At 69.6% G+C, this 22322-nt stretch carries 20 protein-coding genes; 1 reads left to right on the top strand and 19 read right to left on the bottom strand.

Features of this window, described 5'->3' with window-relative positions:
- Positions 1-122: 122 nt before the first annotated feature.
- A complete protein-coding gene (locus H8R02_RS06275) occupies positions 123-3632 on the top strand; it encodes a response regulator (RefSeq protein WP_187080452.1) in 3510 nt (1169 codons plus the stop codon).
- A gap of 38 nt (positions 3633-3670) precedes the next feature.
- Here H8R02_RS06275 and H8R02_RS06270 read toward each other — a convergent pair whose 3' ends face one another.
- The 19 genes from H8R02_RS06270 to H8R02_RS06180 form a co-directional block, all read right to left on the bottom strand.
- Positions 3671-4861: a CBS domain-containing protein gene (locus tag H8R02_RS06270; protein ID WP_187080451.1), complete on the bottom strand. Its 1191-nt coding sequence runs from the start codon at positions 4859-4861 to the stop codon at positions 3671-3673.
- A gap of 14 nt (positions 4862-4875) precedes the next feature.
- Positions 4876-6144 carry a ligand-binding sensor domain-containing protein gene (locus tag H8R02_RS06265; RefSeq protein ID WP_187080450.1) on the bottom strand — a complete coding sequence of 423 codons (1269 nt, stop codon included), beginning with the start codon at positions 6142-6144 and terminating at the stop codon, positions 4876-4878.
- A gap of 29 nt (positions 6145-6173) precedes the next feature.
- Positions 6174-7214 carry a ligand-binding sensor domain-containing protein gene (locus H8R02_RS06260; protein WP_354004873.1) on the bottom strand — a complete coding sequence of 347 codons (1041 nt, stop codon included), beginning with the start codon at positions 7212-7214 and terminating at the stop codon, positions 6174-6176.
- Positions 7211-7492 carry a c-type cytochrome gene (locus tag H8R02_RS30310; protein ID WP_354004872.1) on the bottom strand — a complete coding sequence of 94 codons (282 nt, stop codon included), beginning with the start codon at positions 7490-7492 and terminating at the stop codon, positions 7211-7213. Before H8R02_RS30310 ends, H8R02_RS06260 begins: the two co-directional genes overlap by 4 nt.
- A gap of 11 nt (positions 7493-7503) precedes the next feature.
- Complete coding sequence (locus H8R02_RS30305; protein ID WP_187080449.1) at positions 7504-8016, bottom strand: tetratricopeptide repeat protein; 513 nt, start codon at positions 8014-8016, stop codon at positions 7504-7506.
- Between the two features lie 29 nt (positions 8017-8045).
- Complete coding sequence (locus H8R02_RS06245) at positions 8046-9464, bottom strand: sigma-54-dependent transcriptional regulator (protein ID WP_187080448.1); 1419 nt, start codon at positions 9462-9464, stop codon at positions 8046-8048.
- A 6-nt stretch (positions 9465-9470) separates the two neighbouring features.
- Entirely contained in the window at positions 9471-10229 is a 759-nt protein-coding gene (locus tag H8R02_RS06240; RefSeq protein WP_187080447.1) for a sensor histidine kinase, read from the bottom strand.
- A 3-nt stretch (positions 10230-10232) separates the two neighbouring features.
- A complete protein-coding gene (locus H8R02_RS06235; RefSeq protein WP_187080446.1) occupies positions 10233-10745 on the bottom strand; it encodes a TlpA family protein disulfide reductase in 513 nt (170 codons plus the stop codon).
- Positions 10742-11974: a c-type cytochrome biogenesis protein CcmI gene (gene ccmI / locus H8R02_RS06230; RefSeq protein WP_187080445.1), complete on the bottom strand. Its 1233-nt coding sequence runs from the start codon at positions 11972-11974 to the stop codon at positions 10742-10744. The genes H8R02_RS06235 and ccmI overlap by 4 nt, the downstream gene beginning before the upstream one ends.
- Positions 11971-12435, bottom strand: coding sequence for a cytochrome c-type biogenesis protein (locus H8R02_RS06225; RefSeq protein WP_187080444.1), 465 nt, complete (start codon positions 12433-12435; stop codon positions 11971-11973). The genes ccmI and H8R02_RS06225 overlap by 4 nt, the downstream gene beginning before the upstream one ends.
- Complete coding sequence (locus H8R02_RS06220; RefSeq protein WP_187080443.1) at positions 12432-14417, bottom strand: heme lyase CcmF/NrfE family subunit; 1986 nt, start codon at positions 14415-14417, stop codon at positions 12432-12434. The genes H8R02_RS06225 and H8R02_RS06220 overlap by 4 nt, the downstream gene beginning before the upstream one ends.
- Positions 14418-14499: 82 nt before the next feature.
- Positions 14500-15024: a tetratricopeptide repeat protein gene (locus tag H8R02_RS06215; protein WP_187080442.1), complete on the bottom strand. Its 525-nt coding sequence runs from the start codon at positions 15022-15024 to the stop codon at positions 14500-14502.
- Complete coding sequence (locus H8R02_RS06210; RefSeq protein WP_187080441.1) at positions 15021-15860, bottom strand: cytochrome c biogenesis protein; 840 nt, start codon at positions 15858-15860, stop codon at positions 15021-15023. The genes H8R02_RS06215 and H8R02_RS06210 overlap by 4 nt, the downstream gene beginning before the upstream one ends.
- A complete protein-coding gene (locus H8R02_RS06205; RefSeq protein ID WP_187080440.1) occupies positions 15857-16825 on the bottom strand; it encodes a hypothetical protein in 969 nt (322 codons plus the stop codon). The genes H8R02_RS06210 and H8R02_RS06205 overlap by 4 nt, the downstream gene beginning before the upstream one ends.
- Complete coding sequence (locus H8R02_RS06200; protein ID WP_187080439.1) at positions 16822-19338, bottom strand: cytochrome c3 family protein; 2517 nt, start codon at positions 19336-19338, stop codon at positions 16822-16824. Before H8R02_RS06200 ends, H8R02_RS06205 begins: the two co-directional genes overlap by 4 nt.
- A complete protein-coding gene (locus tag H8R02_RS06195; protein ID WP_187080438.1) occupies positions 19338-20387 on the bottom strand; it encodes a 6-bladed beta-propeller in 1050 nt (349 codons plus the stop codon). The genes H8R02_RS06200 and H8R02_RS06195 overlap by 1 nt, the downstream gene beginning before the upstream one ends.
- On the bottom strand, positions 20387-21397 hold the full coding sequence (locus H8R02_RS06190) for an NHL repeat-containing protein (RefSeq protein ID WP_187080437.1): 1011 nt from the start codon (positions 21395-21397) through the stop codon (positions 20387-20389). Before H8R02_RS06190 ends, H8R02_RS06195 begins: the two co-directional genes overlap by 1 nt.
- The gene (locus H8R02_RS06185) at positions 21394-21759 is read right to left on the bottom strand and encodes a c(7)-type cytochrome triheme domain-containing protein (protein ID WP_354004871.1); all 366 of its coding nucleotides are present in this window, start codon (positions 21757-21759) and stop codon (positions 21394-21396) included. The genes H8R02_RS06190 and H8R02_RS06185 overlap by 4 nt, the downstream gene beginning before the upstream one ends.
- Positions 21756-22319, bottom strand: a complete 564-nt coding sequence (locus H8R02_RS06180) for a c(7)-type cytochrome triheme domain-containing protein (protein WP_187080435.1) — start codon at positions 22317-22319, stop codon at positions 21756-21758. Before H8R02_RS06180 ends, H8R02_RS06185 begins: the two co-directional genes overlap by 4 nt.
- Between the last annotated feature and the right edge of the window lie 3 nt (positions 22320-22322).

Below are 22322 nucleotides of genomic sequence, written 5' to 3'. Positions count from 1 at the left end.
TGTGCCGGTGAGAACGCGCATTATCGGCATCCGCCGCTGCGGGAAAACCCGTGGGACGCGGGCAAAACCCGCGTTTGACCTATCGCAACTGCGACAGCGGGGTGCATTGCTAGCCTGCCGCGATGACCGTCAAAGCGACCCCGAAGCCCCCGCGCAGCAGCGGCGGCGGCAGCTTCCGCCGCGAGCGCTGGCTGCGCCCCATGGGGCTGGCGCTCGCGACGCTGGCCGTCGGGCTGCTCGCCACGCTGGCCGTGTGGTTGCAGGCGCGCGACTCCACGCACGAGGCCACGCTGCGCCGCTTCGAATACCGCTCGGGCCGCATCGCCACCGAACTGCGCACGCTGCTCGGCAATGACGAGACGGTGCTGCGCGCGGTCGCCGGCCTGCTCAACGTCAGCGGCGGGCTGAACCTCACGCAGTGGCGCAATTACTTCGACGCGCTGGAAACCGGCGCGCGCACGCCCGGGCGCCTGTGGGTTGCGTATGCGCAGCGCGTGGCCGAGCCCGCGCGCGAATCCCACGAGCGGCAGGTGAGGGACGAGGGGCTGGCCGGCTACTCGATCCGCGCCGGGCAGCGGCGCGCGCAGTATTTCCCGGTGGCGTTCTTCCGCTCCTTCGGCAGCTCGGACCGGCGGCCGATCGGCGTGGACCTGCAGGACGACGCCGTGGCGCGCGACGCGATGGCACGCGCCGCCGGGTCCGGGCAGATGGTGATGGCGGGGCCGATCAATGCACAGGGCCTCGTGGGCTCGCAGCCGGTGTGGGCGCTCTTCGTGCCCGTTTACTCGACGCCGGACGTGCCGATCACGGCCGTGCAGCGGCAGGCCGCGATCGCGGGCTTCGTGGTCGAAGCCTTCGACCCGGCGGAGACCGCTGCAGCGGCACTGGGCACCGACGCGGACGCGATCGGCCTGAACCTGCGCGACGGCCAGGCCGTGCTGTACACGTCGACGCAGCTGGCGCAGGCGCGGGCGAACGGCTTTCGCTCGGCGTACGAGGAAACCTTCGGCTTCGAGTTCGGCCAGCGGCCGTGGGCGCTGGAGTTCGTTGCGCTGCCGGGTTTCGAGAAGTTCGTGGGCGGCATCACGCCCGCCACGGCCATCCTGCTGGGCGGCCTCACGATCAGCGCGCTGATCGCGGGCCTGCTGTTCATGGTGGCTTCGATGCGGGTGCGTGCGATCGCGCTGGTGCAGGCCCGCACGGGCGACCTGCAATCCGCGCTGGCGCAGCGCGCGGAGAGCGAGGCGCGGCTGCGCGCCGTGTTCGACCACGCGCTGGACGGCATCATCACCATCGATGCGCGCGGCACCATGCTCAGCTACAACCCGGCCGCCGAGCGCATCTTCGGCTACAGCGAGCTCGATGCCGTGGGGCAGAACGTCAGCATGCTCATGCCATCGCCCGACCGCGAGCAGCATGACGGCTACCTCGCCAACTACCTCAAGGGCGGGCAGCCGCGCATCATCGGCATCGGGCGGCTCGTCACGGGGCGGCGCAAGGACGGCAGCACCTTCCCGCTGGACCTGTCGGTATCCGAGATGGACGTTGCCGGCGAACGCCTCTTCTGCGGCATCGTGCGCGACGTCACCGAGCGCATCCGTGCCGAGCAGGCCCTGCGGCAGGAGCGCGAGCTGCTGGAGCAGCGCGTGGCAGAGCGCACCGAGGTGCTGACCACGACCAACACGGAGCTCGTCGCCGCGCGCGAGCAGGCGCTGCAGGCCGCCGAAGCGAAGGCGTCGTTCCTCGCCAACATGAGCCACGAGATCCGCACGCCGATGAATGCGGTGATCGGCATGACGACGCTACTGGAGGAGACCACGCTCGACGGGGAGCAGCGCGGCTATGTGGAGACGATCCGCACCAGCGGCGACGCGCTGCTTGCCATCATCAACGACATCCTGGACTTTTCGAAGGTGGAGTCCGGCATGCTCGCGCTGGAGCAGCGCCCCTTCGAGCTGGGCGCCTGCGTCGAGGAAGCGTTCGACATGCTAGCGCCGCGCGCCGCGGAGAAGAGCATCGACCTGCTCTACGAGCTCGGCGACAACGTGCCGCAATGGCTGGTGGGCGACTCGACGCGGCTGCGGCAGGTGCTGGTGAACCTCGTTTCCAACGCGGTGAAGTTCACCGACACCGGCGAAGTGCAGATGAACGTGGCCGTGCAGAAGCGCGAGGCCGACGCGGTGCAGCTGCGCGTGACGGTGCGCGACACCGGCATCGGCATCTCGCCCGCGCAACGCGAGCACTTGTTCAAGGCGTTCTCGCAGGCCGATTCATCCACCACGCGCCGCTTCGGCGGCACGGGCCTGGGCCTGGCGATCTGCGCGCGGCTCGTGCGCCTGATGGGCGGCGAGATCGGCGTGGAGAGCGTCGAGGGCAAGGGCTCCGAGTTCTGGTTCACGCTGCACGCCGGCATCGCGCACAACGCGCCGATGGCGCGCTACCGCAGCGGCCATGCGCCGGAGCTCGCGGGCCGGCGCGTGCTGCTCGTCGACGACAACCCGACCAACCTGCAGATGCTCAAGACGCAGTGCACCCGCTGGGGCATGGAGGTGGCGTGTGCGACGCGCGGGACGCTCGCCTTGGCGATGCTCGAAGGCGAAGCACCGTTCGACGTGGCGGTGCTGGACTTCCACATGCCCGGCATGGACGGCCTGCAGCTCGCGCGCGCGATCGCGGTGCAATGCGGCAAGCGGGCGCCGCCGCTCGTGATGCTGTCGTCGTCCGCGCTGCGCTCCGGCGACCCCGGCGCCGCGGAGCTGTTCGCGGCGCGCCTTGGAAAGCCCGTGAAGCATTCGCAGCTGTTCACGCTGCTGATCGAGGTGATCCATGGGCGCCGCGCGGCCGCGCCCGTGCCACCCGCGCAGCGCATCGACCCGTCGCTGGCGCGCCGCTACCCGATGCGCATCCTCGTCGTGGAAGACAGCGCGATCAACCAGAAGCTGGCGGTGGGGATGTTGTCGAAATTCGGCTATGTGGCCGATCTCGCCGCCAATGGCATGGAAGCGGTGGAGATGGCGCGGCGCAATCCGTACGACCTCGTCTTCATGGACCTGCAGATGCCGGTGATGGACGGGCTCGAAGCTTCGCGCCGCATCCACGCGCAGTTGCCGGCGGGACAACGTCCCCGCATCATCGCGATGACGGCGAATGCATTGCCGTCGGACAGGCAGCGCTGCATCGATGCGGGCATGGACGATTACATCGCCAAGCCGATCCTGCCGGCGGGGGTGCAGGCGCTGATCGAGAAGTGGGCGCCGCAGGGTGTCAGCGTGCCGGAAGCCGACGCGGGGTTGCTGAACGAAGGCGTGCTGCGTGAACTTGCCGCGCTCAGCGATCCGGGTGGGCCGTCGATGCTGAAGGCGCTGGTGGAGGATTGGTTGCGCGAGGCGCCGGCCGTGGTCGGCGCGATGAAGCAGCACGCGCGTGAAGGCGATTCCGGCGAGCTTGCGAAACGCGCCCATAAACTGGGCGGCACCAGTGCGAGCCTCGGCGCTAGCGGTGTTGCGGAAGTCTGCTACCGGATCGAGGAGCAAGTGCGCGGGGGTGAGCTCGGGGTGCTGCCGCAGCTGATCGATGAGCTCGAAATGCGGTTTGCGCGTACGCGTGGCGCCTTGGGCAAGCGAGTCGAGTGAATGCGTCATGCCGGGTCAAACCCGGCATGGCAACGCGTCTAGCCCCGTTGCGCCAAGACGAGATACCCCTGCGGATCGTTCTTAGCATCCACCATCACCGTCACCTGGATCGCCGTCGGCCCGCCGGCCGTATTCACCATGAACCGCCGCGCCCCCGCATCGCGCAACCGCGTGACAGGCAGCGACTCATGCGCATCCTTCCACCCGGCCCGCTTCAACGCATCACGCAGGTCCGCACCATCGATGTCGCGCGCACTCAACCCCAGCATCTCCGCGGCGAGAGGAGTCGCAAACGAGATGCGGAACTCGAGGTCCGAAGCCAGGAAAGCCGTGCCGGTCACGGAGCGAAGGATGTTCGCCAGCACCAGCCGCTCGTCGATGCCGCGCTCGTGCATCAGCAGGCTGTTGGTGTTCTTCTGCAGCTCGATGATGTCCTTGAGGTACTGCACGTAGTCGCCGTCGAGCCCGCGCGCCACCTCATGGTGGGTCAGGAGCCCGCAGGCAACGCCCTGCTCGTCGACGACGACCAGGCGGCGGATGCGGTTCTGCTCCATGAACTTCACGGCCACGTGCAGGCGCTTGCGCGGCTTCACCGTGACGACGGGCGAGACCATCGCGGCGCCGAGCGACATCTGGTCCGGCTGCGCTTCGAGGCGGCACAGCCGCACGGCATCGCGCTCGGAGAGCACGCCCAGCGGCTTGCCCTTGCCGTCGACGGCGACCACGCAGCTCTGGTGGTGCTGGATCATCAGCTTCAACGCCTCGGACACGGGCGCCGACGGCGGCAGCTTGCAGAACTCCGCGTTCATCACGCTCGCCACGTCCTTGAAGTTCATGTAGTACTCCAGGCCGTAGTTGCGCATGACGTCGCCTTCGCTCACCATGCCCACCACCTGCCCCGCGTCGTCCGTGACGGCGAGATGCCGCAGGCCGCGGCTGGCCATCATGTGGTACGCGTCGAGGCAGCGCGTGTTCGCCGTGACGGTCACCACCGGCGACTGCATCAGGTCCGCGCAGCTGTCGCGCGCGATCTCGTGGTCGCGCGACCACGCGCGCACGATGTCGCGCTCGGTGATGATGCCCAGGATCATCCCGGCGTCCAGCACGAGGATGGAGCTCACGCGGTGCTCCTGCATCATGCGCAGGGCGTCGGAGGCGGGCTTTTCCACGCCGACCGCGAACACGTCGCGGTTCATCACCTCGGAAATCAGCTTGCGATGGATGGCCATGACCTCTCTCCTTTTTACTTCGCGCGCGAGATGCGCGCCACGCCGCCGAAGCTGCCCACCCACAACGTGCCGTCCTGCCCCGTCTCCATCGAGAACACGGTGTTGGAGAACAAGCCGTCGTTGGTCGTGAGCTTCTCGACGAACTTCTCGCCGTCGCGGCGCACCATGCCGTTGTTGGTGCCGATCCACATCTGGCCCTGCCGGTCGATGTGGAGCATGAAGACGTGGTTGCCGGGCAACCCGTCCTTGGTCGTGTAGTTGCGGAACTTCTTGCCGTCGAAGTGCGCGAGGCCGCCGCCCCAGGTGCCGGCCCACACCGTTCCGTCGGGGTCGGCCACGATCGAGACGATGTAGTTCGGGTTGTAGGCCGTGTCGATGCCCTGCAAGCCCATCTCCTGCTTCTGGCGCGCGTGGTGGCTCGACACCTTGGACGGGTCGTTCTTGAACGTGAGGTCGTCCTTCACCACGTCATAGGGCGCGCCCTGCCCGCCCTTGGCATGGTTCCAGTTGTCCCACTTGCCGTTCACCCAGCGCGCGAGGCCGCCTTCGGTGGCCAGCCACACGGTGCCGTCCTTGCCTTCGGCCAGGCCGTAGACCCAGTCGTTCGGCAGGCCGCCCCTGGTGCTGTCGACGGTGTGCAGCTCCCACTTGCTGCGGTCCTTGAGGTTGCCGCCCTTGATGCGGTTGACGCCCGACCACGTGGCGATCCACACGTCGCCGCTCTTCGTCTTGAGCAGGTCGTACACGAAGGCGTCGCCCAGGCCGTCGGGGATGTTGAAGGTCTCGGTGAACTTGCCCGTCTTCTCGTCGAGGATCGACAGCCCGCCGCCATAGGTGCCGACGGCCAGCTTGCCGTCGAGGCGGCTGATGTGGAAGACGCCGTTGGACAGCAGGCCCGAGCGCGTGTCGAACAGCTTGTACTGGTCCGTCTGCGTGTCGTAGCGCACCACGCCGCCCGATGTGCCCACCCACGCGACGTTGCCTTCGACGAGGATGTCCTTCACGTTGCGCTGCCCCACGCGGAAGTGCACGAACTTCGCCTTCGGGTCCACCTGCACCTTGCCTTCGGTGGGCGGCGCGCCACCTTCCGCGGCGGGCGGGTGGCCGGCCGGCGCCTGGATGTTGCCGGGCATGCCGCCTTGCGCATGCGGCGCCTGCGCCATCTGCGGGTGGGCGGCGGGTGCGGCCGGCGCCTCGTTGCGCTTGCCGAGCGAGTACGCGCCGGCGACTGCGCCCGCGAGCGCGATCACGCCGACGGCGAGGGTCTTGTGTCCGATCTGCATGGATGCTTCTCCGTTTTCCTTGCGGGCCTTCAGCGCCCGATCCGCGTGACGCCGCCGCGCGTGCCCACCCAGACTTCGCCGGCGGGGCTGATGGCGAGCGCATAGACGTTCTCTTCGATCAGCCCTTCCTTCTTGCCGAAGGTCTGCCACTTCTTGCCGTCGTAGCGCGACACGCCCTTGTTGGTGCCGAACCAGTACGCGCCGTCGGGGTGCTGCGTGATCGAATAGACGATGTTGCCGGCGAGGCCATCCTTCGAATTGAGGTTGGTCCACTTCTTCCCGTCGAACTTCGCGACGCCGCCGCCCCAGGTGCCCGCCCACACGTTGTCCTGCGGGTCGATGTGGATCGAGAAGACGTAGTTGGGGTTGTAGGTGGGCCGGCCCTCGTTCATCGTGGCCAGGTCGTGACGCGAGCGCGTGCCCAGGCCCGTGTTGGTGGAGAACGGCAGCTGGTCGGTATTGGGCGCGCCCAGGCCGTCCTTGTGGTTCCAGCTCTTCCAGGTCTTGCCGTCGAACATCGACACGCCGCCTTCGGTGCCGAACCACACGCGGTCCTTCGCGTCGACGCCCAGGCCATAGACCCATTCGTTGATCAGCTCGCGCACGTAGGTCGTGAACTTCTGCGTCTTCGGGTCGACCTTGTTCACGCCGGCCCACGTGCCGATCCACAGCGTGCCGTCCTTCTGCGACGCGAAGCAGTACACCCAGTAGTCGGCCAGGCCGTGCATCGGGAAGAAGGTCTTCCACTGCCCGTCCTTGAAGCGCGACACGCCGCCGGCATTGGTGCCGAACCACTTCTGGCCCTGGTTGTCGACGCCCACAGAGAACACGTATTCATTGGCGAGGCCATCCTTGCGCGTGAACGTCGCCTTCGGCTTGAGCGTCTTGAGGTCCACCTCGTGCACGCCGCCGGAGGTGCCGACCCAGATCGAGCCCTTCGACTTCTCCACCGTCAGCGCGCGCACGTACACGGGCTCGCCGACGTTGAAGTTGTCGATCACCTTCCACTGCTGCGCGAACGCGGCGCAGGCGGACAGGAGCATCGCCGCGATCAAAAGCTTTTTCTTCACGAAAGGGTCCTCAGGTAGGCGATCACGTCCAGGATCTCGCGGTCGCGCAGCACGCCGAAGTACGCAGGCATGGCGCCCTTGCCGTTGCGGATGGCGGTGAGCAGCTGCATGTCGGGCCGCATCAGGCTGTCGAGCCGGCGGAAGTTGGGCGCACCCGGCATCACCGGCGTGCCGTTCGCGCCGTGGCAGGTGGCGCAATGCGTGGCATAGGCTTGCCCGCCCTTGGCGATGTCGGCCGCCTGCGCGCCGAATGCGAAGGCGGCGAGCACGATTCCCACGATCGGGAATCTCACTTCTTCGCGGCCGCCAGCAGGCTCTTGCGGCGGGCTTCGAGTTCGTTGGCCAGCGCGAGGTCCTTGGGCAGGCCCAGCGTGCCGGTGCGATAGGCGCGCGCGATGGCGTCCAGCGCGGGCGGGTAGTTCTTCTTTTCGGCCTTGCGGTACCAGTCGAGTGCGAGCGCGTCGTCGCGCTTGACGGCGGCGCCGTTGGCGTACATCACGCCCATGCCGAATTCGCCCGCGGCCTCGCCCTGCGCGGCGGAGCGCTTGTAGAGGTCCAGCGCTTCGGCGTCGAACTCCGCCGCGTGCAGCAGCTCTGCGAGGCGCGCCTGCGCGACAGGATGGTTCTTGTCCGCGGCCTTGCGCAGCAGCGACATCGCGGTGTGCACGTCGCCCGCGCCCGCGGCGGCCTCGGCTTCGCGCAGGTCTTCGGCCGGGCCCGCGTTGGCACCGGCGGCGATGGCACAGAGCATCGCGACGGCCGCGACGCAGCGGGTGGTTGAGAGGCTTGAACGCAGCTTCATGCACCTTGAAGTGCAAGAAGCAGACCACCTCAATCCGGGGTGTTTTGCCCCTTGGAACCCTCGTTTTGCCCCTTCGGTGCCTCGTTTTCTTCCAACTTCCGGTAAAGGCTGGACAGGCCGATTCCCAGCTTTTGCGCTGCGGTGCGGCGGTCGCCGCCGCAGTCGTCGATGGCGCGCAGGATCAGGCCGAGCTCGTACTCGCGCACCTGCTCACGCAGCGTGCCGCCACTCGGTCGCGGCAGTGCCGTACCGCCCGGATCGGTGGTCACCACCGGCGTGATGTGCGGCGGCAGGTCGCCGAGCGTGATGCGCCCCTGGTCGGCCAGGATCGTGGCGCGCTGCAGCACGTTCTCCAGCTCGCGCACGTTGCCCGGCCAGTCGTACGCGATCAGCAGCTCCTCGGCGTCGGGCTCGATCGAGAGCTTGCCGCTCACGCCGAAGCGCTCGGCGCCGCGCGCCAGCAGGTACTTGATGAGCGCCGGGATGTCGTCGCGCCGCTCGCGCAGCGGCGGCACGGTGATGTGGAAGCCCGAGAGCCGGAAATACAGGTCCTCGCGGAACCTGCCCTCGGCCACCATGGCCTTGAGGTCGCGGTTCGTCGCGGCCACGATGCGCACGTCCACCTTGCGCACCTGCTCGCTGCCCAGCGGCCGGATCTCGCGCGCTTCCAGCACGTGCAGCAGCTTGACCTGCAGCTCCAGCGGCAGCTCGCCGATCTCGTCGAGGAAGATCGTGCCCTTGTCCGCTTCGAGGAAGAGGCCCTTGCGCGCGCGGTCCGCGCCGGTGAACGCGCCCTTCACGTGGCCGAAGAATTCGCTTTCGAGCAGGTTCTCGGGGATGGCGCCGCAGTTCACCGGGATGAAGGGCTTGCCCGCGCGCTGGCTCTGCTGGTGGATCGCGCGGGCGGTCACACCCTTGCCGGTGCCGCTCTCGCCGGTGATCAGCACCGTGCTGTCCGTCGGTGCCACCTTGGCGACAAGGCGGTCCAGCGCCTTCATCGATTGCGATACCGCCGGGCAATGGTCGTCGCGGCGGCCGACGACGAGCTTGCGCAAGGCCTCGTTCTCGCCCTTGAGGCCGCGCATCTCCGCGATCTGCTCCAGCCGCTGCGCGAGCTCCTCCTGCCGCAGCGGCTTGATCATGTAGTCGATGGCGCCGGCCTTCATCGCCTCGATGGCGGTGTCCACCGAGGAGTACGCCGTCATCATGATGAAGGTGGTGTCGATGCCCTGCGCGCGCGCTTCCTTCACCACCTCGATGCCGGTGAGGTCCGGCATGTTGATGTCGCACAGCGTCACTTCGACGTCGCCCTTGGCCAGGCGCATCAGCGCCTCGCGGCCGCTGGAAGCGACTTCGACCGAATGTCCCGCGCGTGTCATGCCTGCGGTGAGGATTTGCCGGATGGCGGGTTCGTCGTCCACCACCAGCACTTGCAATGCCGAGCCCATGACGGGCTAGTCTATCGGCGCACCCTGTAACAGGACAGTGACCCGGGCTCCGCTTTGCGGGGTCCAGTTGATTTCGATCAGCCCGCGGTGGTGCGCCGCGACCGAGCGGGCGACCAGCAGCTCGCCGGGCGGCTCTTCAGGTGCGTCGCCACTCACTTCGAGCACGACCTTCGCGCCGTCGGCGCGCGTGGCCACTTCGACCGTCCGGGCGCCAGCGTCCACCAGCCGCTGCACGACCTCGGTCACCAGCATCAGCAGCTGGTCCGCCTGCCCGGGCAGGGCCTGCAGCAGGGGGTCGAAGCGTGTCGCCACGGCCACATGTTCCAGGCGCGGCTCGTATCGCAGCAGCGCCAGCGCCTGCGCGGCGATGTCGTTGACGTTGACCAGCTGCCGCTGCGTCGCGGGCGCGCTGGCCAGGCCCGAGATGAAGTGGGTGATCTCGCCCAGGCGCCGCGTCTCGTTCACGATCAGCGACGGGTCGCAGTACGGCGCGGGCGGCGGCGGGATCTCGCCGCTGCGCTGCGCCTCGACCATCGCGCGCGCATAGCCGTCGATGGCCGCGATCGGGTTGCCGATGTCGCGCAGCACGCCGGCCGCGAGCGTGCCGAAGGCCGACACGCGTTCGTTCATCAGCTGTTGCTGCTGCGCGATCGCCTTTTCCTGCGCGCGCTGCTCGATGCGCCGCGCCGCGAACATGCCCGCACCGGCCAGGCCGAGGATGCCCAGGGCGGAGGCGACGGCGAGGGCAACGGCGGGGATGTCCATGGCTCAGGCTGCATCCATCACGCGGTCGATGCCGGCGCGGACTTCGGCGTCGTCCCATTCGCGCGCGCCGACCCACACCGACAGCACGGTGCCGTCGGCGGCGAGCAGGAAGGTCTGGGGCAACCTGTCCAGGCCCAGGTCGCGCACGGCGGGCAGGCCGGGGTGCATCAGCACGCTCGGTAACTTCGCCGCGTGCTTCGCAAGGTACTCGCGCACGCGGAAGCCGTCTTCCTCCAGCGCGATGGTGGTGACCTCGATGCGGCGCGGCGCCAGCGATTGCGCCAGCCGCTGCAGCCCCGGCAGCTCGTAGCGGCAGGGCGGGCACCACAGCGCCCAGAAATTCACGATGCGCCCGGCCGTGCTCGTCGGCGCGAGCGTGGCGGGTTCGCCGGCGAGGTCCGTGACGGGCAGCCACGGCAGGCGCGGGCCGTTGCGCGAGGCCTTCGCCGCGGGCTTGTCGCCGCAGCCGGCCAGCGCCGCCGCGCCCGCGAGGGCCAGTACTGCACGCCGCTTCACGGCACCACTCCGTCGATCGCCAGCTTCACATCGCGCGCACCGACCTTCACCGGGCCCAACGTGCCCATCAGGTCGCCGCTTTGCGGCGTGGCGTTGCCGCTCGCGGAGATGCGCGCGCCCAACATCACTTCGCGCTGGCCGGACAGCTTGAACTGCGCGGCCATCGCGGAAGCGTCGTCCAATCTGAATTTGTAGGGCATCTCGCCCACCGGAACCTTGACGATCGCCAAAGGCATGCGCGGGCCGTCGACGGCGCGGGCGAAGACGAACAGCGTGGCGCCGCGCGGGATGCGGGCCTTGATGGCGGGCGCGACGTCGACGGTGCCGTCGATCTGCGCAGCGCCGGACGGTGCGGACGCTTGCGCGGGCGCCGTCTGCGTGCTCGCCGCCTGTTGCGCCTGCGCGATGCTCGACGCAACCGACCGGGCCTGGTCCGAATCCGCCGGCAACGTGTCCAGCAGCTTTTGCCACGTGGCGGCGGCCAGCGCGAAGTCGCGGCGGTTGAAGGCCGCCGTGCCCGCCAGCGACAGCGCCTTCGGGTGCGTCGGGTCGGCCTGCAGCGCCAGGTTCACCAGCTCCATCGGCCGGCCTTCGAGGTTGCGGCCGTTGAGCATGGCCAGCGTGTCGGCGTAGTCGGCCAGCAGCGGCGCGTTGCGCGGCGCGAGCTTCATGCCCCGCTCGAAAGCCTGGCCCGCCTCGGCCAGGCGATTGAACGCGACGTACGAGCGCGCGAGCATGTGCCAGCCGTCGGCGTCGTCGGGCGACTTCTGCAGCTTCTCGGCAAGGCGCTCCACCATCTCTTCCATCTCTTCGCGCGACATGGTGTGCGGCGCGCCCCCGCCGGCCCTGGCCTGCGCAGCGGCGGGGTCGAGAGCGCCGGGCTTGCCGATCAGCCCGTAGATGCCGAGCGCGCCGGCCGGCAGCAGCAACGCGACCGCGAGCAGCGCCGCGAGCGCATGCCGCGGCGTCACCGTCACCGCCTCTTCCGGCGCCTGCACCACCTCTTCGATCACGCGGCCTTCCAGCTCGGTCACGGCACGCGCGTGTTCTTCCGTGGCGAGCTTGCCCGCGTCGCGCTCGGCATCGAGCTGCGCGCGCAGGTCGCGGTACACGTCGATGGGCGCGGCGCCCAGCGATGCGCGACCGCCGGTGCGCATCAGCGGCGGCAGCACGAACAGCAGCGCGCCGGCCAGCAGCAGGGCCACGGTGCTCCAGAAGGCAAGGTTCATTTCGTCGTCTCCGGCGTGCCGGCCAGCAAAGCGGCCGCCCTGGCATGGTCCTCGCCCGTGAACTCGCACGAGTCCACGCGCGGCTTGCGGCGGCGCACGGCCACCACGGTGACGATGGCGCCCACGCCCAGCAGCAGGAACGGCCCCACCCACAGCAGCAGCGTGGTGGCCTTCACCGGCGGGCGGTACAGCACGAAGTCGCCGTAGCGCTCGGTCATGTACGCGAGGATGTCGTCGTCGCTCTTGCCCGCGCGCAGCTGCTCGCGGATCTGGTTCTTCAGGTCCTGCGCGAGGCCGGCGTGCGAGTCGGCGATCGTCTGGTTCTGGCACACGAGGCAGCGCAGCTCTTCGGACAGGCGCTGCACACGCGCTTCGAGTTGCGGATCGTCCGCGAGGGGTACCGCCTCGCCCGCGAAGGCGAGGTTCATGGCGAGCAGGAGCACGGCCAGCAATTGCTTCATGCGCGCGCTCCTTCAACGGCGGCGACGCCCTGCTGCGCTTCCTGTCGGCGGCCGAAGCGGTAGCGCCGGTCGGTCGCGGCGACGATGCCGCCGAGTGCCATCAGCAGGCAGCCGCCCCAGATCCAGTCGATGAAAGGCTTCACCTGCACGCGCACGGCCCAGGCCTCCTGGCTCACCGCCTCGCCCAGGGACACATAGAGGTCGCGCGTGATGCCCACGTCGATCGCGGCTTCGGTCATCGGCATGCCCTGCGCCTTGTACAGGCGCTTCTCGGGCTGCAACTTCGCCACCTCGCGGCCGTCGCGCGTGACGGTGAAGTTCGCGCGCAGGCCCACGTAGTTGGGGCCGTTGTATTCGCCGAGGCTGTCCATGCGGAAGGTGTAGCCGCCCAGCTCCACGGTGTCGCCGGCCTGCATGCGCACGTCCTTCTCGCTCTCCCACGTCTTGACCATGGTCACGCCGAAGATGAAGCAGCCCACAGCGAAGTGCGCGAGCAGCATGCCGGCTTCGGCGCGCGTCACGCGCCGCGGGATGGCCGCGAATTTCCGCGCGATGCCACCGGGGACATTGCGGACCTTCTCGGCCAGCGAGACGACGGTGGTCGCGGCGATCCAGACCGCGAGCAGGATGCCGACGGCGCTCTTGATCGAGCCACCGGCGAGCATCGCCACCCCGGCGCCGATCGCGCTGGCCACAAGCGCCCAGCGCAGGCGCTTGAACAAATCGGGCAGCGACGCGTCTCGCCAGCGCGCGAGCGGCCCCACGCCCATGAGGAAGATCGCGGGCGCCATCAGCGGCAGGAACACGGCCTCGAAGTACGGCGGGCCCACGGAGATCTTGCCGAGCTTGAGCGCATCGAGCAGCAGCGGGTACAGCGTGCCGAGCATCACGGACGCGGCCGCCACCGACAGCAGCACGTTGTTGACCAGCAGCATCGACTCGCGCGAGATCGCTTCGAAGCCACCCCCCAGCCCGACCTTCGGCGCGCGCCACGCGAAGAGCGACAGCGACCCGCCGATGGCGATGCACAGGAACACAAGGATGTAGATACCGCGCTTCGGGTCGGTCGCAAATGCATGCACGGAGGTCAGCACGCCCGAGCGGACGAGGAAGGTGCCGAGCAGCGAGAACGAGAACGCGAAGATGGCCAGCAGCACCGTCCAGCTGCGGAACACGCCGCGCTTTTCGGTGACGGCGAGCGAGTGCAGCAGCGCGGTGCCCGCGAGCCACGGCAGGAAGGATGCGTTCTCCACCGGGTCCCAGAACCACCAGCCGCCCCAGCCGAGCTCGTAGTACGCCCAGCCGCTGCCCAGTGCGATGCCGAGGGTGAGGAACACCCACGCGACCGTGGTCCACGGCCGCGACCAGCGCGCCCACGTCGCGTCGAGGCGTCCCGAAAGCAGCGCGGCGATCGCGAACGAGAAGGCCACCGAGAAGCCGACGTAACCCATGTAGAGCATCGGCGGGTGGAACACCATGCCGGGGTCCTGCAGCAGAGGGTTGAGGTCGCGGCCTTCGGGCGCCGCGGGCAGCAACCGTGCGAACGGATTCGACGTGAACAGAAGGAAGCTGAGGAAGCCGACGCTCACCAGGCCCATCACGCCGAGCACGCGCGCGACGAACGCCGTGGGCAGGCGCTTGCTGAACACCGACACCGCGACGCTCCACAGCCCCAGCATCAGCACCCACAGCAGCATCGAGCCTTCGTGGCCGCCCCACACGCCCGCGATGCGGTAGGCCAGCGGCAGCTGCGTGTTGGATTGCTGCGCCACGACGAGCAGCGAGAAGTCGTTGTCGATGAAGGCCAGCGTGAGCGCGCCGAACGCGACGAGGATGAAGAGGAACTGGCCCTGGGCCGCGGGCTGCGCCACCGCCATCCAGGCGGGCACGCCGCGCGCCGCGCCCGCCAGCGGCAAGGCCGCCTGCGCCAGCGCGAGCATCAGCGCGACGATGAGACTGAAGTGGCCGATTTCACCGATCATGGAAAAAACCTCGTTGATCGGCACGGGAGTGCACGGAGCGTGCCAGCGGGTTTCGCGGTATTTCTTCCCGGAATCGGGAACGTCAGCCCTTGCGGTGCCGGCCGAGTTTCGCTTCCCACTCCCAGATGGCGGCGCGCGCCTTCTCGCGGTGGGGGTCGTCGGCCTTCGACAGGTGCAGGTAGCTGCGCATGCCACCCAGTGCGGACTCGTAGTCGCTGCGCATTTCCTCGGCCATCGCGAGGCCGTAGTACGCGTTCGCCTGCTGCGGCCGCAATTCGATGGCCGCGAGGAAGAAGCCGCGTGCCGCGTCGCCGCGCTCCTGCCCCAGCAGGGCGAAGCCCATGTTGACGTGCGCCTCGGGCATCTTCGGCGCGAGCTCCAGCACGCGGTGCAGCGCGGCGACGGCGTGGTCGTACTGCTTCGCGTGGAGCATCACGACCGCCTGTTCGAAGCGCTGCCTGACCTCGGCGTCCTTCATCTGCTGCTGGTGGTCCAGGCGCGTGACGCGGCCCGGCGGCGCCTTCATCATCAGCAGGCCGGCAACGGCCGCCACGGCGACCGCGAGTGCGATCGCACCGATGTGGCCCCGGCCCCATTCGAGCCTCACACCGCCCCCTTGTGCGGCGCGGTGCTGATGAAGGGCACCCCGAAGAAGGTCAGGAAAGCGATGGCGAACACGCCGACGATCATGAGCGCGCTGACCCGAGGCGCCACGCGCCACGCGAGGCGCGCGTGGATCGCGCCGGCCAGCGTGAGCCAGGTGACGAAAGCCCATGTCTCGAGCGGGTCCCACGCCCAGTACCGGCCCCACGCGTCCTGCGCCCACACGGCGCCGGCGACGAGCATCAGGCTCTCGAAGACGAGCGCTGCCATCATGAAGCGCCAGACGAGCGCGTCGAGCACGGCGTCACCCGGCACGCGTTCGAACCACAGGCGGCCCCGGCGCGTGGCGCGGGCGAGCACGACGCCCGCGATGCCGGTGGCCACGAGGGCACAGCCGAGGAACACCTTGCCCAGCGCGACGTGGAACCACAGCACCGTCATCTCGTACGTGGCGGGCAGGTGCGTGTCCGCGGGGTCGACGACCAGCAGCCACGCCGCCAGGACCGCGAGGAGTGTCAGCACCATGGGTGCGATGTCGCGCAGCCTTTGCACCCGCAGGTGCGTGACGCGCCACGCGACGCCGAGGCTGAAAAGGCTGCTCGCGAGGATCTCGAACATGTTGAGGAAAGGCCCGTGCCCCAGGCGCACCCATCGCAGCGCGATGCCGAGGGCAACCAGCAGGAGCGCCGTGTCGGTGAGCGACACCTGCACGAACTGCCACGCCGCCTGCGAGCGATGCGTCGCGGCCACGGCCCGCCACGCGGCCAGCATGGCCACCGTCATCGCCACCGCACCCGCGGCCACCCACCAGTAGTCCACCGGTTGCGCGGCGTAGTTCATGCGGCGGCACCTTCGCGCAGCGGCAGCAGCCGCACGCCGCGACCGAAGAGATGCCACGCCAGCGCGAGGATGCCCGCCACCGAGGCGAACAGCATCGGCAGCAGCGTCGGGTCGTGGAAGATGCGGTAGCCCATCCAGCCCGCGAGGCGCTCGTAGCGCAGCGTGGCGCCGCCGACGCGCAATGCGTCGCCCGGCGAGAGTTCATGGCGCACGCCGCCAGTCTCCACGACGAGCACCGTGCGCACATGACGTGGATCAAGCGTCCACGCGGTCTCGCCGGTCGGCGCGTCCACCACCCGCAGCCAGAAGCCCAGCGCCTCGCCGCCGGGCGCGGTCCAGCGGTTCTCCTGCTTCCAGTCGAAGAGCGGGTAGGAAGGCATGTGCAACGCACCCTGCACGCGCGGGCCCGCGTCCGGCTGCCACGAGATCACCGGCGCGAAGCCCTTGTTGTGCGTGGTGTAGAGGCGGTAGCCGTCGATCACCAGAGGTGTGTCGTCCCCGACCGTGCGCGGCAGCGACTCGCCCGGCAGCAGCACCTCGCTGCGCGTGTGCGCGCGGCGCATGCCGGGCGCGTAGTCCACCTGCCAGCCGCCCTGCCGGAACGAGATGCGGCGCCACGCGTTGCCGTGCAGCGGCCCGCGGCCGGTCACTTCGACGTGCGCGGGATCGAGAGCGCCGCCCTGGAGGACCTCGACACGCGCATCGAAATGGAACAGCCGGCCCCAGCCCGCCAGCAGCAGCAGCACGAGCAAGGCGAGGTGGAAGAGCCCGAGCCCGCCGCGGCGCAGCGCCGGCCGCGCGAGCATGGCGGCCGCGAGGTTGAGCGCGAGCAGCGCGAGCGGTGCAGCGATCGTTCCCTGCGGCACGGTCGGCAGCAGGTAGCTCGCGAAGGTGGCCGCCGCGAGCAGCGCGAAGCCTGCCAGCGAGAGCTTGAGCGAGGCGAGCGCGTGCAGCACGGGCTTCATGGCGCGTTGGCGCAGTTCTCGTTGGAGTCGCGCATCCACGAGCGGCCGGACTGCCCGTTGCCCGGCGCGCCGGCCGAGCCGCAGTTGGTGTCGTTCCAGTTGCCGCTGGTGGCGAAGGTGCGCACCTTCAGGACCGCGTTCACGTAATACGGCCCGTTGGTGTAGGTGGCCGTGGTGTTCAGCCGCACCTGGGTGCCGGCCGGCAGGCCCGCCTCCGGCCCCACGTCGTTCAGGTTGACGAGGAAGGCCTTGTTCTTCCAGCCGTGCGGCACGGCGACGTGGCACCACGTGCAGCGGATGCGGCCGATCTTGTCCACGTGGTGCGCATGCAGGTTGCCCTTGCCGCCGCCATAGAACCCGGTGGTGCGGTTGCTGATGCTGCCGATGCCGTTGCGGTCCGCATAGTTCGCCGGGTTGTGGCACTTGAAGCACAGCGCGTTGGCGGTGTAGGTGCCGCTGCTCGAGGCGCCGGTGGTGGAGCTCCACTCGCCCTTGAGGATGAAGTTGTTGGCAGACCCGTGCGGCCCCCACGGGCCCGATGCCGGCACCACGTCCGAGGCGCCGGAGTTGGAGCCGTGGCAGTCCGTGCAGTACATCGTCTGCGTGCCGACGTCCGCCACCGCGTTGAACGGGGCGCGCCAGATGCTCGTCTGGTTGGACGTCATCTGGCGCGTGGCGAGGTCGCGGCCGGTGTTGTCCATCACCGGGTGCCAGCCGCGGTGGTTGTTGGTCTGGAAATTGACGTTGTAGCAGGTGCACCCGCCGGCGCCGCATACCGCGCAGCCGGCGGGGTTGCGCACCTGTCCCGCGAACGCACCCGAGTCCGTCGTCGTGAGTTCCCCCTTGTGCCCCGCCGGTGCCTGGAACTCCATGGCCTGGTTCGTGTACCGGGTGACGCTGTTGGTGCCCGAGGGCGTGCCGCCCCCGGAAGAACCCAGCAGGGGCGGTGTGTCGTACGCGTAGTTGGAGTGGCACTTCAGGCACACCTGGTACTCGCGCGTGACCCACGCGCTGCCCTTGGCCGTGCTCGCGCCGGCGCCGCCGTCGCCGCGCTTGAAGTCGAACGACGTGGGGTCGCTGCCGAAGGCCACGCCCCCGTACACGGGCTCCACGCCGGTGATGCCCTTGAGCACGCCCGAGGCGATGTTGGTGTGGCCGGCCGTGTGGTTGTGCGTGCCGCCGGCGTCCGGTGTCGACGCATTCGCATTGAACAGCCGGTTGCGGATGACGCGGTGCGGGTTGTGGCAGTCGGTGCACTCCACGTGCCGATTGTTCAGGTTGCCTTTGCCCAGCAGCGCCGGCGCCTCGACGAAGTCCTTGCCCCGCTGCGTGCCCGTGCCCGTCCCGATGTCGTGCACTTCGCCGCCGGAGAGCTGCTCGGTGCTCTTGATCGGCATGTGCCGCGCGAGCGCGAAATCGTCCTTGATGTTGGGCACGCTCGTGACGTTGGTGAGCGCGCTCGACGCCAGCGCCGCATGGCACTGGTAGCACGTCTCCTCGATGGCCGGGTTGCCGCCCGCCTTGGGCGACGCGGCGCTGTCGGTGCCTTCGCGCAGCAGCCGGCGCGAACCCTGCACCGTGTGCGTGTCGTGACAGGCGAGGCAGCCCGCCTTCCACACCGGCAGGTTGGTCGGGAACTCGCGCAGCGAAGCCGCGGCGGCCGTGAAGGTTTCGTCGGCCACCGCCGGGTTGGCGTGCGCGGAGAGGGCCCACGCCTGCCCCGCCTTGTCGTGGCAGGCCAGGCAGAAGATGTCGCTGTTCTGCGAGAACGCGCCGCCGGTGGGCGCGGCCTCCTGGAAGCGGTTGAGGCGCAGGAATTTCGCCGGGCCCTTGGTCGCGTCGGTCTCGCGGATGTGCGGGTCGTGGCAGGTGGAGCACTGCATCTGCCCGCCGTTGGGGCCGGGCTGCAGCGGCAGCAGCGGCTTGACGCCGGGCGAGCGCGTGCCCACCACGGTGCCGTCGGGCGGGCGCAATTCGCCGTCGCGCGTGGCCAGCGCCGCGTCGTAGGTGAAGGAGATCGGGTGGTCGTTGGTGAGGTTCACGCCGAGGTTGCGCGTGAAGCCGGTGGTCGCGCCGGCGCCCACCGGCATCGTGCCGCCGGTGCCGGTGCCCGTCATCGGGATCGACACGTTCGGCGTGCCGTTGAGCACGTTGACATTGCCGATGGCCATGGTGCCGTCGTGGCACGACAGGCACAGCTTGGACGTGCCGCCGGGGCCGGCCGAAAGCTCCACCGTGTCCGCGTCGATGGAGCTCGATGTGTAGGGCGTGTACGTCGCGCCCGAGAGCTTGCGGTTCCACAGCGGGGCGGCAGGGATGTTCTCGGCGGCGTGCGGCGTGTGGCAGAACACGCAGACCTGCGACTCGCTCGTGGCCTTGACGGTGCCGCTGCCGCTGGCCGACAGGTTGTGCTTCGTGTTGCGCACGTCCGAGATCTTGGCCGCGCCCACGGGCTGCAGCAGGCCGAGCACGGCCAGCGCGATCATCACGACGAGCGACGCGAACCGCGCCATCAGTTGCCTCCCAGGAACTGGAACACGGCCACGCGGCCGTTGAACATGTCGGCGACGAACACCCGGTTGCGGGCATCCACCCACACCCCGGCGGGCAGGTAGAAGCGGCCGACGTCCTGGCCCGTGCCGCCGAGCGACATCAGCAGCTGCCCCTTCGGGTCGAACACCAGCAGCGTGTCGTGCATCGACTCGATCACGTAGACATTGCCTTCGTCGTCCGCCGCCACGCCCTTGGGCCGCACGAGGTTGCCGATGTACAGGCCCCGCTGGCCGAAGCGCAGCACCGGCTTGCCGTCGGCGTCGAAGCCCTGCACCCGCGCGTTGAGCGTGTCGGTGACGTAGAGCGTGCCGTTCGCCAGCGACAGGTGCGTGGGGTAGTTGAGCTCGCCGGGCCCGTCGCCGCGCGAGCCCCAGGTGGCGAGCAGCTTGCCGTCGTCGTCGAACACCTTGATGTCGTGCGCGCGCGTGTCGGCCACGTAGATGCGCTTGCGCTGCGCGTCCCGCGCGAGGCCGGTGGGCCGCACCAGCACGCCATCGCCGAACTCGCCCAGGGGCGTGCCGTCGGCGCGCAGGCGGAACACGCGGCCCAGCTCGGCGTCGGCCACCAGCACGCTGCCGGCGGGCCCGAGCGCGATGCCGATCGGCGAGGCGAAGCGCGTCATCTTCGTTGCCTGCTCCCAGACGTCGAGCTTGCCGCCCGGCTCGTCGAACACGAACACCGCGTTGCGGCTCACGTCGGTGACGAGCACGCGGCCCGCGGCATCCACCACGCCGGTCTGCGGGCGTTGCAGCACGGTCGGCGATTCGGCCTGGCCGACGAGGCCCACGACCCATTCGAAGAACTTGCGCGCGCCCGTCTTGCCGTTGGGCGAGCCGAAGTTCTGCTCGCCGGTGAGCTGCCCGAGGTAGCGGTAGCGCGGCACCTCCTGCGTCTGCGGCGGCGGGAAGGTGCGCGCCGTGTCCGCCTCGTTGGCTTCCATGCGCATGACCTGCGGCCCGGCGGCGCAGCCTGCGAGCAGCATGGCGATGGCGAGGACCGCGATGCGCATCACGGCGTCTCCTTCTCCATCGAAGGCGGCGCCACGAGCAGCACCTGCACACGCGCGTTCAGGCCGTCGGCCACGTACAGCAGGTTGCCGTCGATGGCGAGCGACTCGATGCGGCCGAAGCGCGCCGGCCCTGCACCCGCGCCGCCGAACGTGGCGAGCAGCTGGTTGCCGCGAAACACCTTGATGACCTGCTGCGCGTCGTCGCTCACGAACACGCGGCCGCTGCGGTCCACCGCCATCGCGCGCGGCTGCGTGAGCTGGTGCTCGCCGATCACGCGCACCGCGTTGCCGGCGGCGTCGAGCACCACCACCTGCTGCGCGAGGCGGTCCAGGACGTACAGGCCTTCGGGGCCGAACGCCAGTGCCGTCGCGCTCTGCAGCACGCGCGCCCGGCCGCGGCCGAGCAGCGACTGCACGCGGCCGAGCGGGTCGAAGGTGACGACCTGCGCGCTTGCGCTGTCCGCGATCAGGATCTCCGCGCGACCCGGCGGCACGGCGATGGCGACGGGCCGCATCGCATCCGCTTCATCGCGCCACTGGCGCACGAGCCGGCCGCGCGCGTCGTACTGCACGACGCGACGCTCGGCCGGCAGCGCGACCCAGACGGCGAAATCGTTGCCGATGTGCATCGCTGCGCCCTGCTCCGCGGCACCCGGCGGATATGGCGCGAAAGCCGCCATCGCATCGCGGCTGCGCTCGAGGCGCCAGATCGTGCGCGCGCCGGCGTCCGCGACCATGACGATGTCGCCGAGTGCGGCGACGCCCACGGGTTGCACGAAGCGCAGCCGGGGCCCCATTGCGGGAGCGGGCGCCAGCGGCAGCCGGGGCAATGCGGCAGAAGCACCGGGCAAGGCGCGCGGTGTCGTGTCGAGCCGCCAGCCGCCGTCGATCGACAACCAGGGCGTGAGCAGCGCGCTCGGACGCGGCATCTCGGAACGCGCAGGCGCGCCGATGTCGTCCGCGGCGCACGCAGCGAGCAAGAGCGCAACGATGGCGGCAAGCAGCCTCACCAGAACCCCGCACCCTTGGTCTGGTGGCCGCCGTAGATGCCGCTCTTGAGCCCCGGCTTGCCGGTGTGGCACAGGTCGCAGCGGTCGGCGGACCATGCGACCTGGCCGTTGTGGCACATGCCGCAGAACTTGCCGTTGATGATGTCGTTCATCTGCACGACGTTGGCGCCGGCGCGCATCTTGAAACCCAGCTCCGAGTGGCACACCTTGCAGCGGAAGCGGATGCGGTGGAACCAGTGCGGGAACACCACAGGCCGCACGCCCGCGGCCTGGGCCTGCCGATTCAGCACCACGTCGCCGTATTCCGCGCTCGCCGGCGCGGCGAAAAGCAGCGCGAATGCGAAGAGCACGAGCCACTTCACTGCGTCGCCTCCCGCACGATGCCCTTGCCGAAAGCCGCATGTTCGGGGCTGCCGCGGTCGACGCTGTGGCAGCGCTTGCATTCGGTGAGCGGGAAGGCGACCGCGCCGTGGCACAGCCCGCATTTCTCGCCGGCGAGGATCAGCATCATGTTGATGCGCGTGGCGCCGGCCTGCTGCGCGAAAAGCTGGTCGTGGCAGTTGGAGCAATCGAGCCAGGCGGTGTGCTGCCGGTGCGGGAAGCGCACCATCGGCATCTCGCCGGTGTTCCTGAGCAGCACGTCGGTCGTGCGCAGCTTGACGATCGTCTCGGGGTGGATGTTGGTGCGCGGCGTGATCTGGCCGGCGTCGAGCGCCTGCATCCAGCTCACGAGGTTGCCCGCCGTGTCCGGCGCCTTCGCGGCGAGCTGGCCCAGCGCGTCGCGCGGCTCCTGCAGCATGCCCAGCATCGGCGCGGTGGGGTCGTGCACCTCGTCCTTCGCGAGCGTGGCCCAGCTCGCGGCGGCCGCGAGAGCGATCGCCGAAACCAGCGCGAACGCAAAGGCCACCGCCCAGCGGAACATTCT

The sequence above is a fragment of the Ramlibacter albus genome (assembly GCF_014297445.1).
GTDB lineage: Bacteria > Pseudomonadota > Gammaproteobacteria > Burkholderiales > Burkholderiaceae_C > Ramlibacter > Ramlibacter albus.
Note: the sequence above shows the minus strand (reverse complement) of the source record. Positions and strands in the feature narration are given on the sequence as shown.

Coding starts and splice junctions, on each gene's coding strand:
- H8R02_RS06275 (WP_187080452.1), top strand. CDS start 123: ATGACCGTCAAAGCGACCCCGAAGCCCCCGCGCAGCAGCGGCGGCGGC.
- H8R02_RS06270 (WP_187080451.1), bottom strand. CDS start 4,861: ATGGCCATCCATCGCAAGCTGATTTCCGAGGTGATGAACCGCGACGTG.
- H8R02_RS06265 (WP_187080450.1), bottom strand. CDS start 6,144: ATGCAGATCGGACACAAGACCCTCGCCGTCGGCGTGATCGCGCTCGCG.
- H8R02_RS30305 (WP_187080449.1), bottom strand. CDS start 8,016: ATGAAGCTGCGTTCAAGCCTCTCAACCACCCGCTGCGTCGCGGCCGTC.
- H8R02_RS06245 (WP_187080448.1), bottom strand. CDS start 9,464: ATGGGCTCGGCATTGCAAGTGCTGGTGGTGGACGACGAACCCGCCATC.
- H8R02_RS06240 (WP_187080447.1), bottom strand. CDS start 10,229: ATGGACATCCCCGCCGTTGCCCTCGCCGTCGCCTCCGCCCTGGGCATC.
- ccmI (WP_187080445.1), bottom strand. CDS start 11,974: ATGAACCTTGCCTTCTGGAGCACCGTGGCCCTGCTGCTGGCCGGCGCG.
- H8R02_RS06225 (WP_187080444.1), bottom strand. CDS start 12,435: ATGAAGCAATTGCTGGCCGTGCTCCTGCTCGCCATGAACCTCGCCTTC.
- H8R02_RS06220 (WP_187080443.1), bottom strand. CDS start 14,417: ATGATCGGTGAAATCGGCCACTTCAGTCTCATCGTCGCGCTGATGCTC.
- H8R02_RS06210 (WP_187080441.1), bottom strand. CDS start 15,860: ATGAACTACGCCGCGCAACCGGTGGACTACTGGTGGGTGGCCGCGGGT.
- H8R02_RS06205 (WP_187080440.1), bottom strand. CDS start 16,825: ATGAAGCCCGTGCTGCACGCGCTCGCCTCGCTCAAGCTCTCGCTGGCA.
- H8R02_RS06200 (WP_187080439.1), bottom strand. CDS start 19,338: ATGGCGCGGTTCGCGTCGCTCGTCGTGATGATCGCGCTGGCCGTGCTC.
- H8R02_RS06195 (WP_187080438.1), bottom strand. CDS start 20,387: ATGCGCATCGCGGTCCTCGCCATCGCCATGCTGCTCGCAGGCTGCGCC.
- H8R02_RS06180 (WP_187080435.1), bottom strand. CDS start 22,319: ATGTTCCGCTGGGCGGTGGCCTTTGCGTTCGCGCTGGTTTCGGCGATC.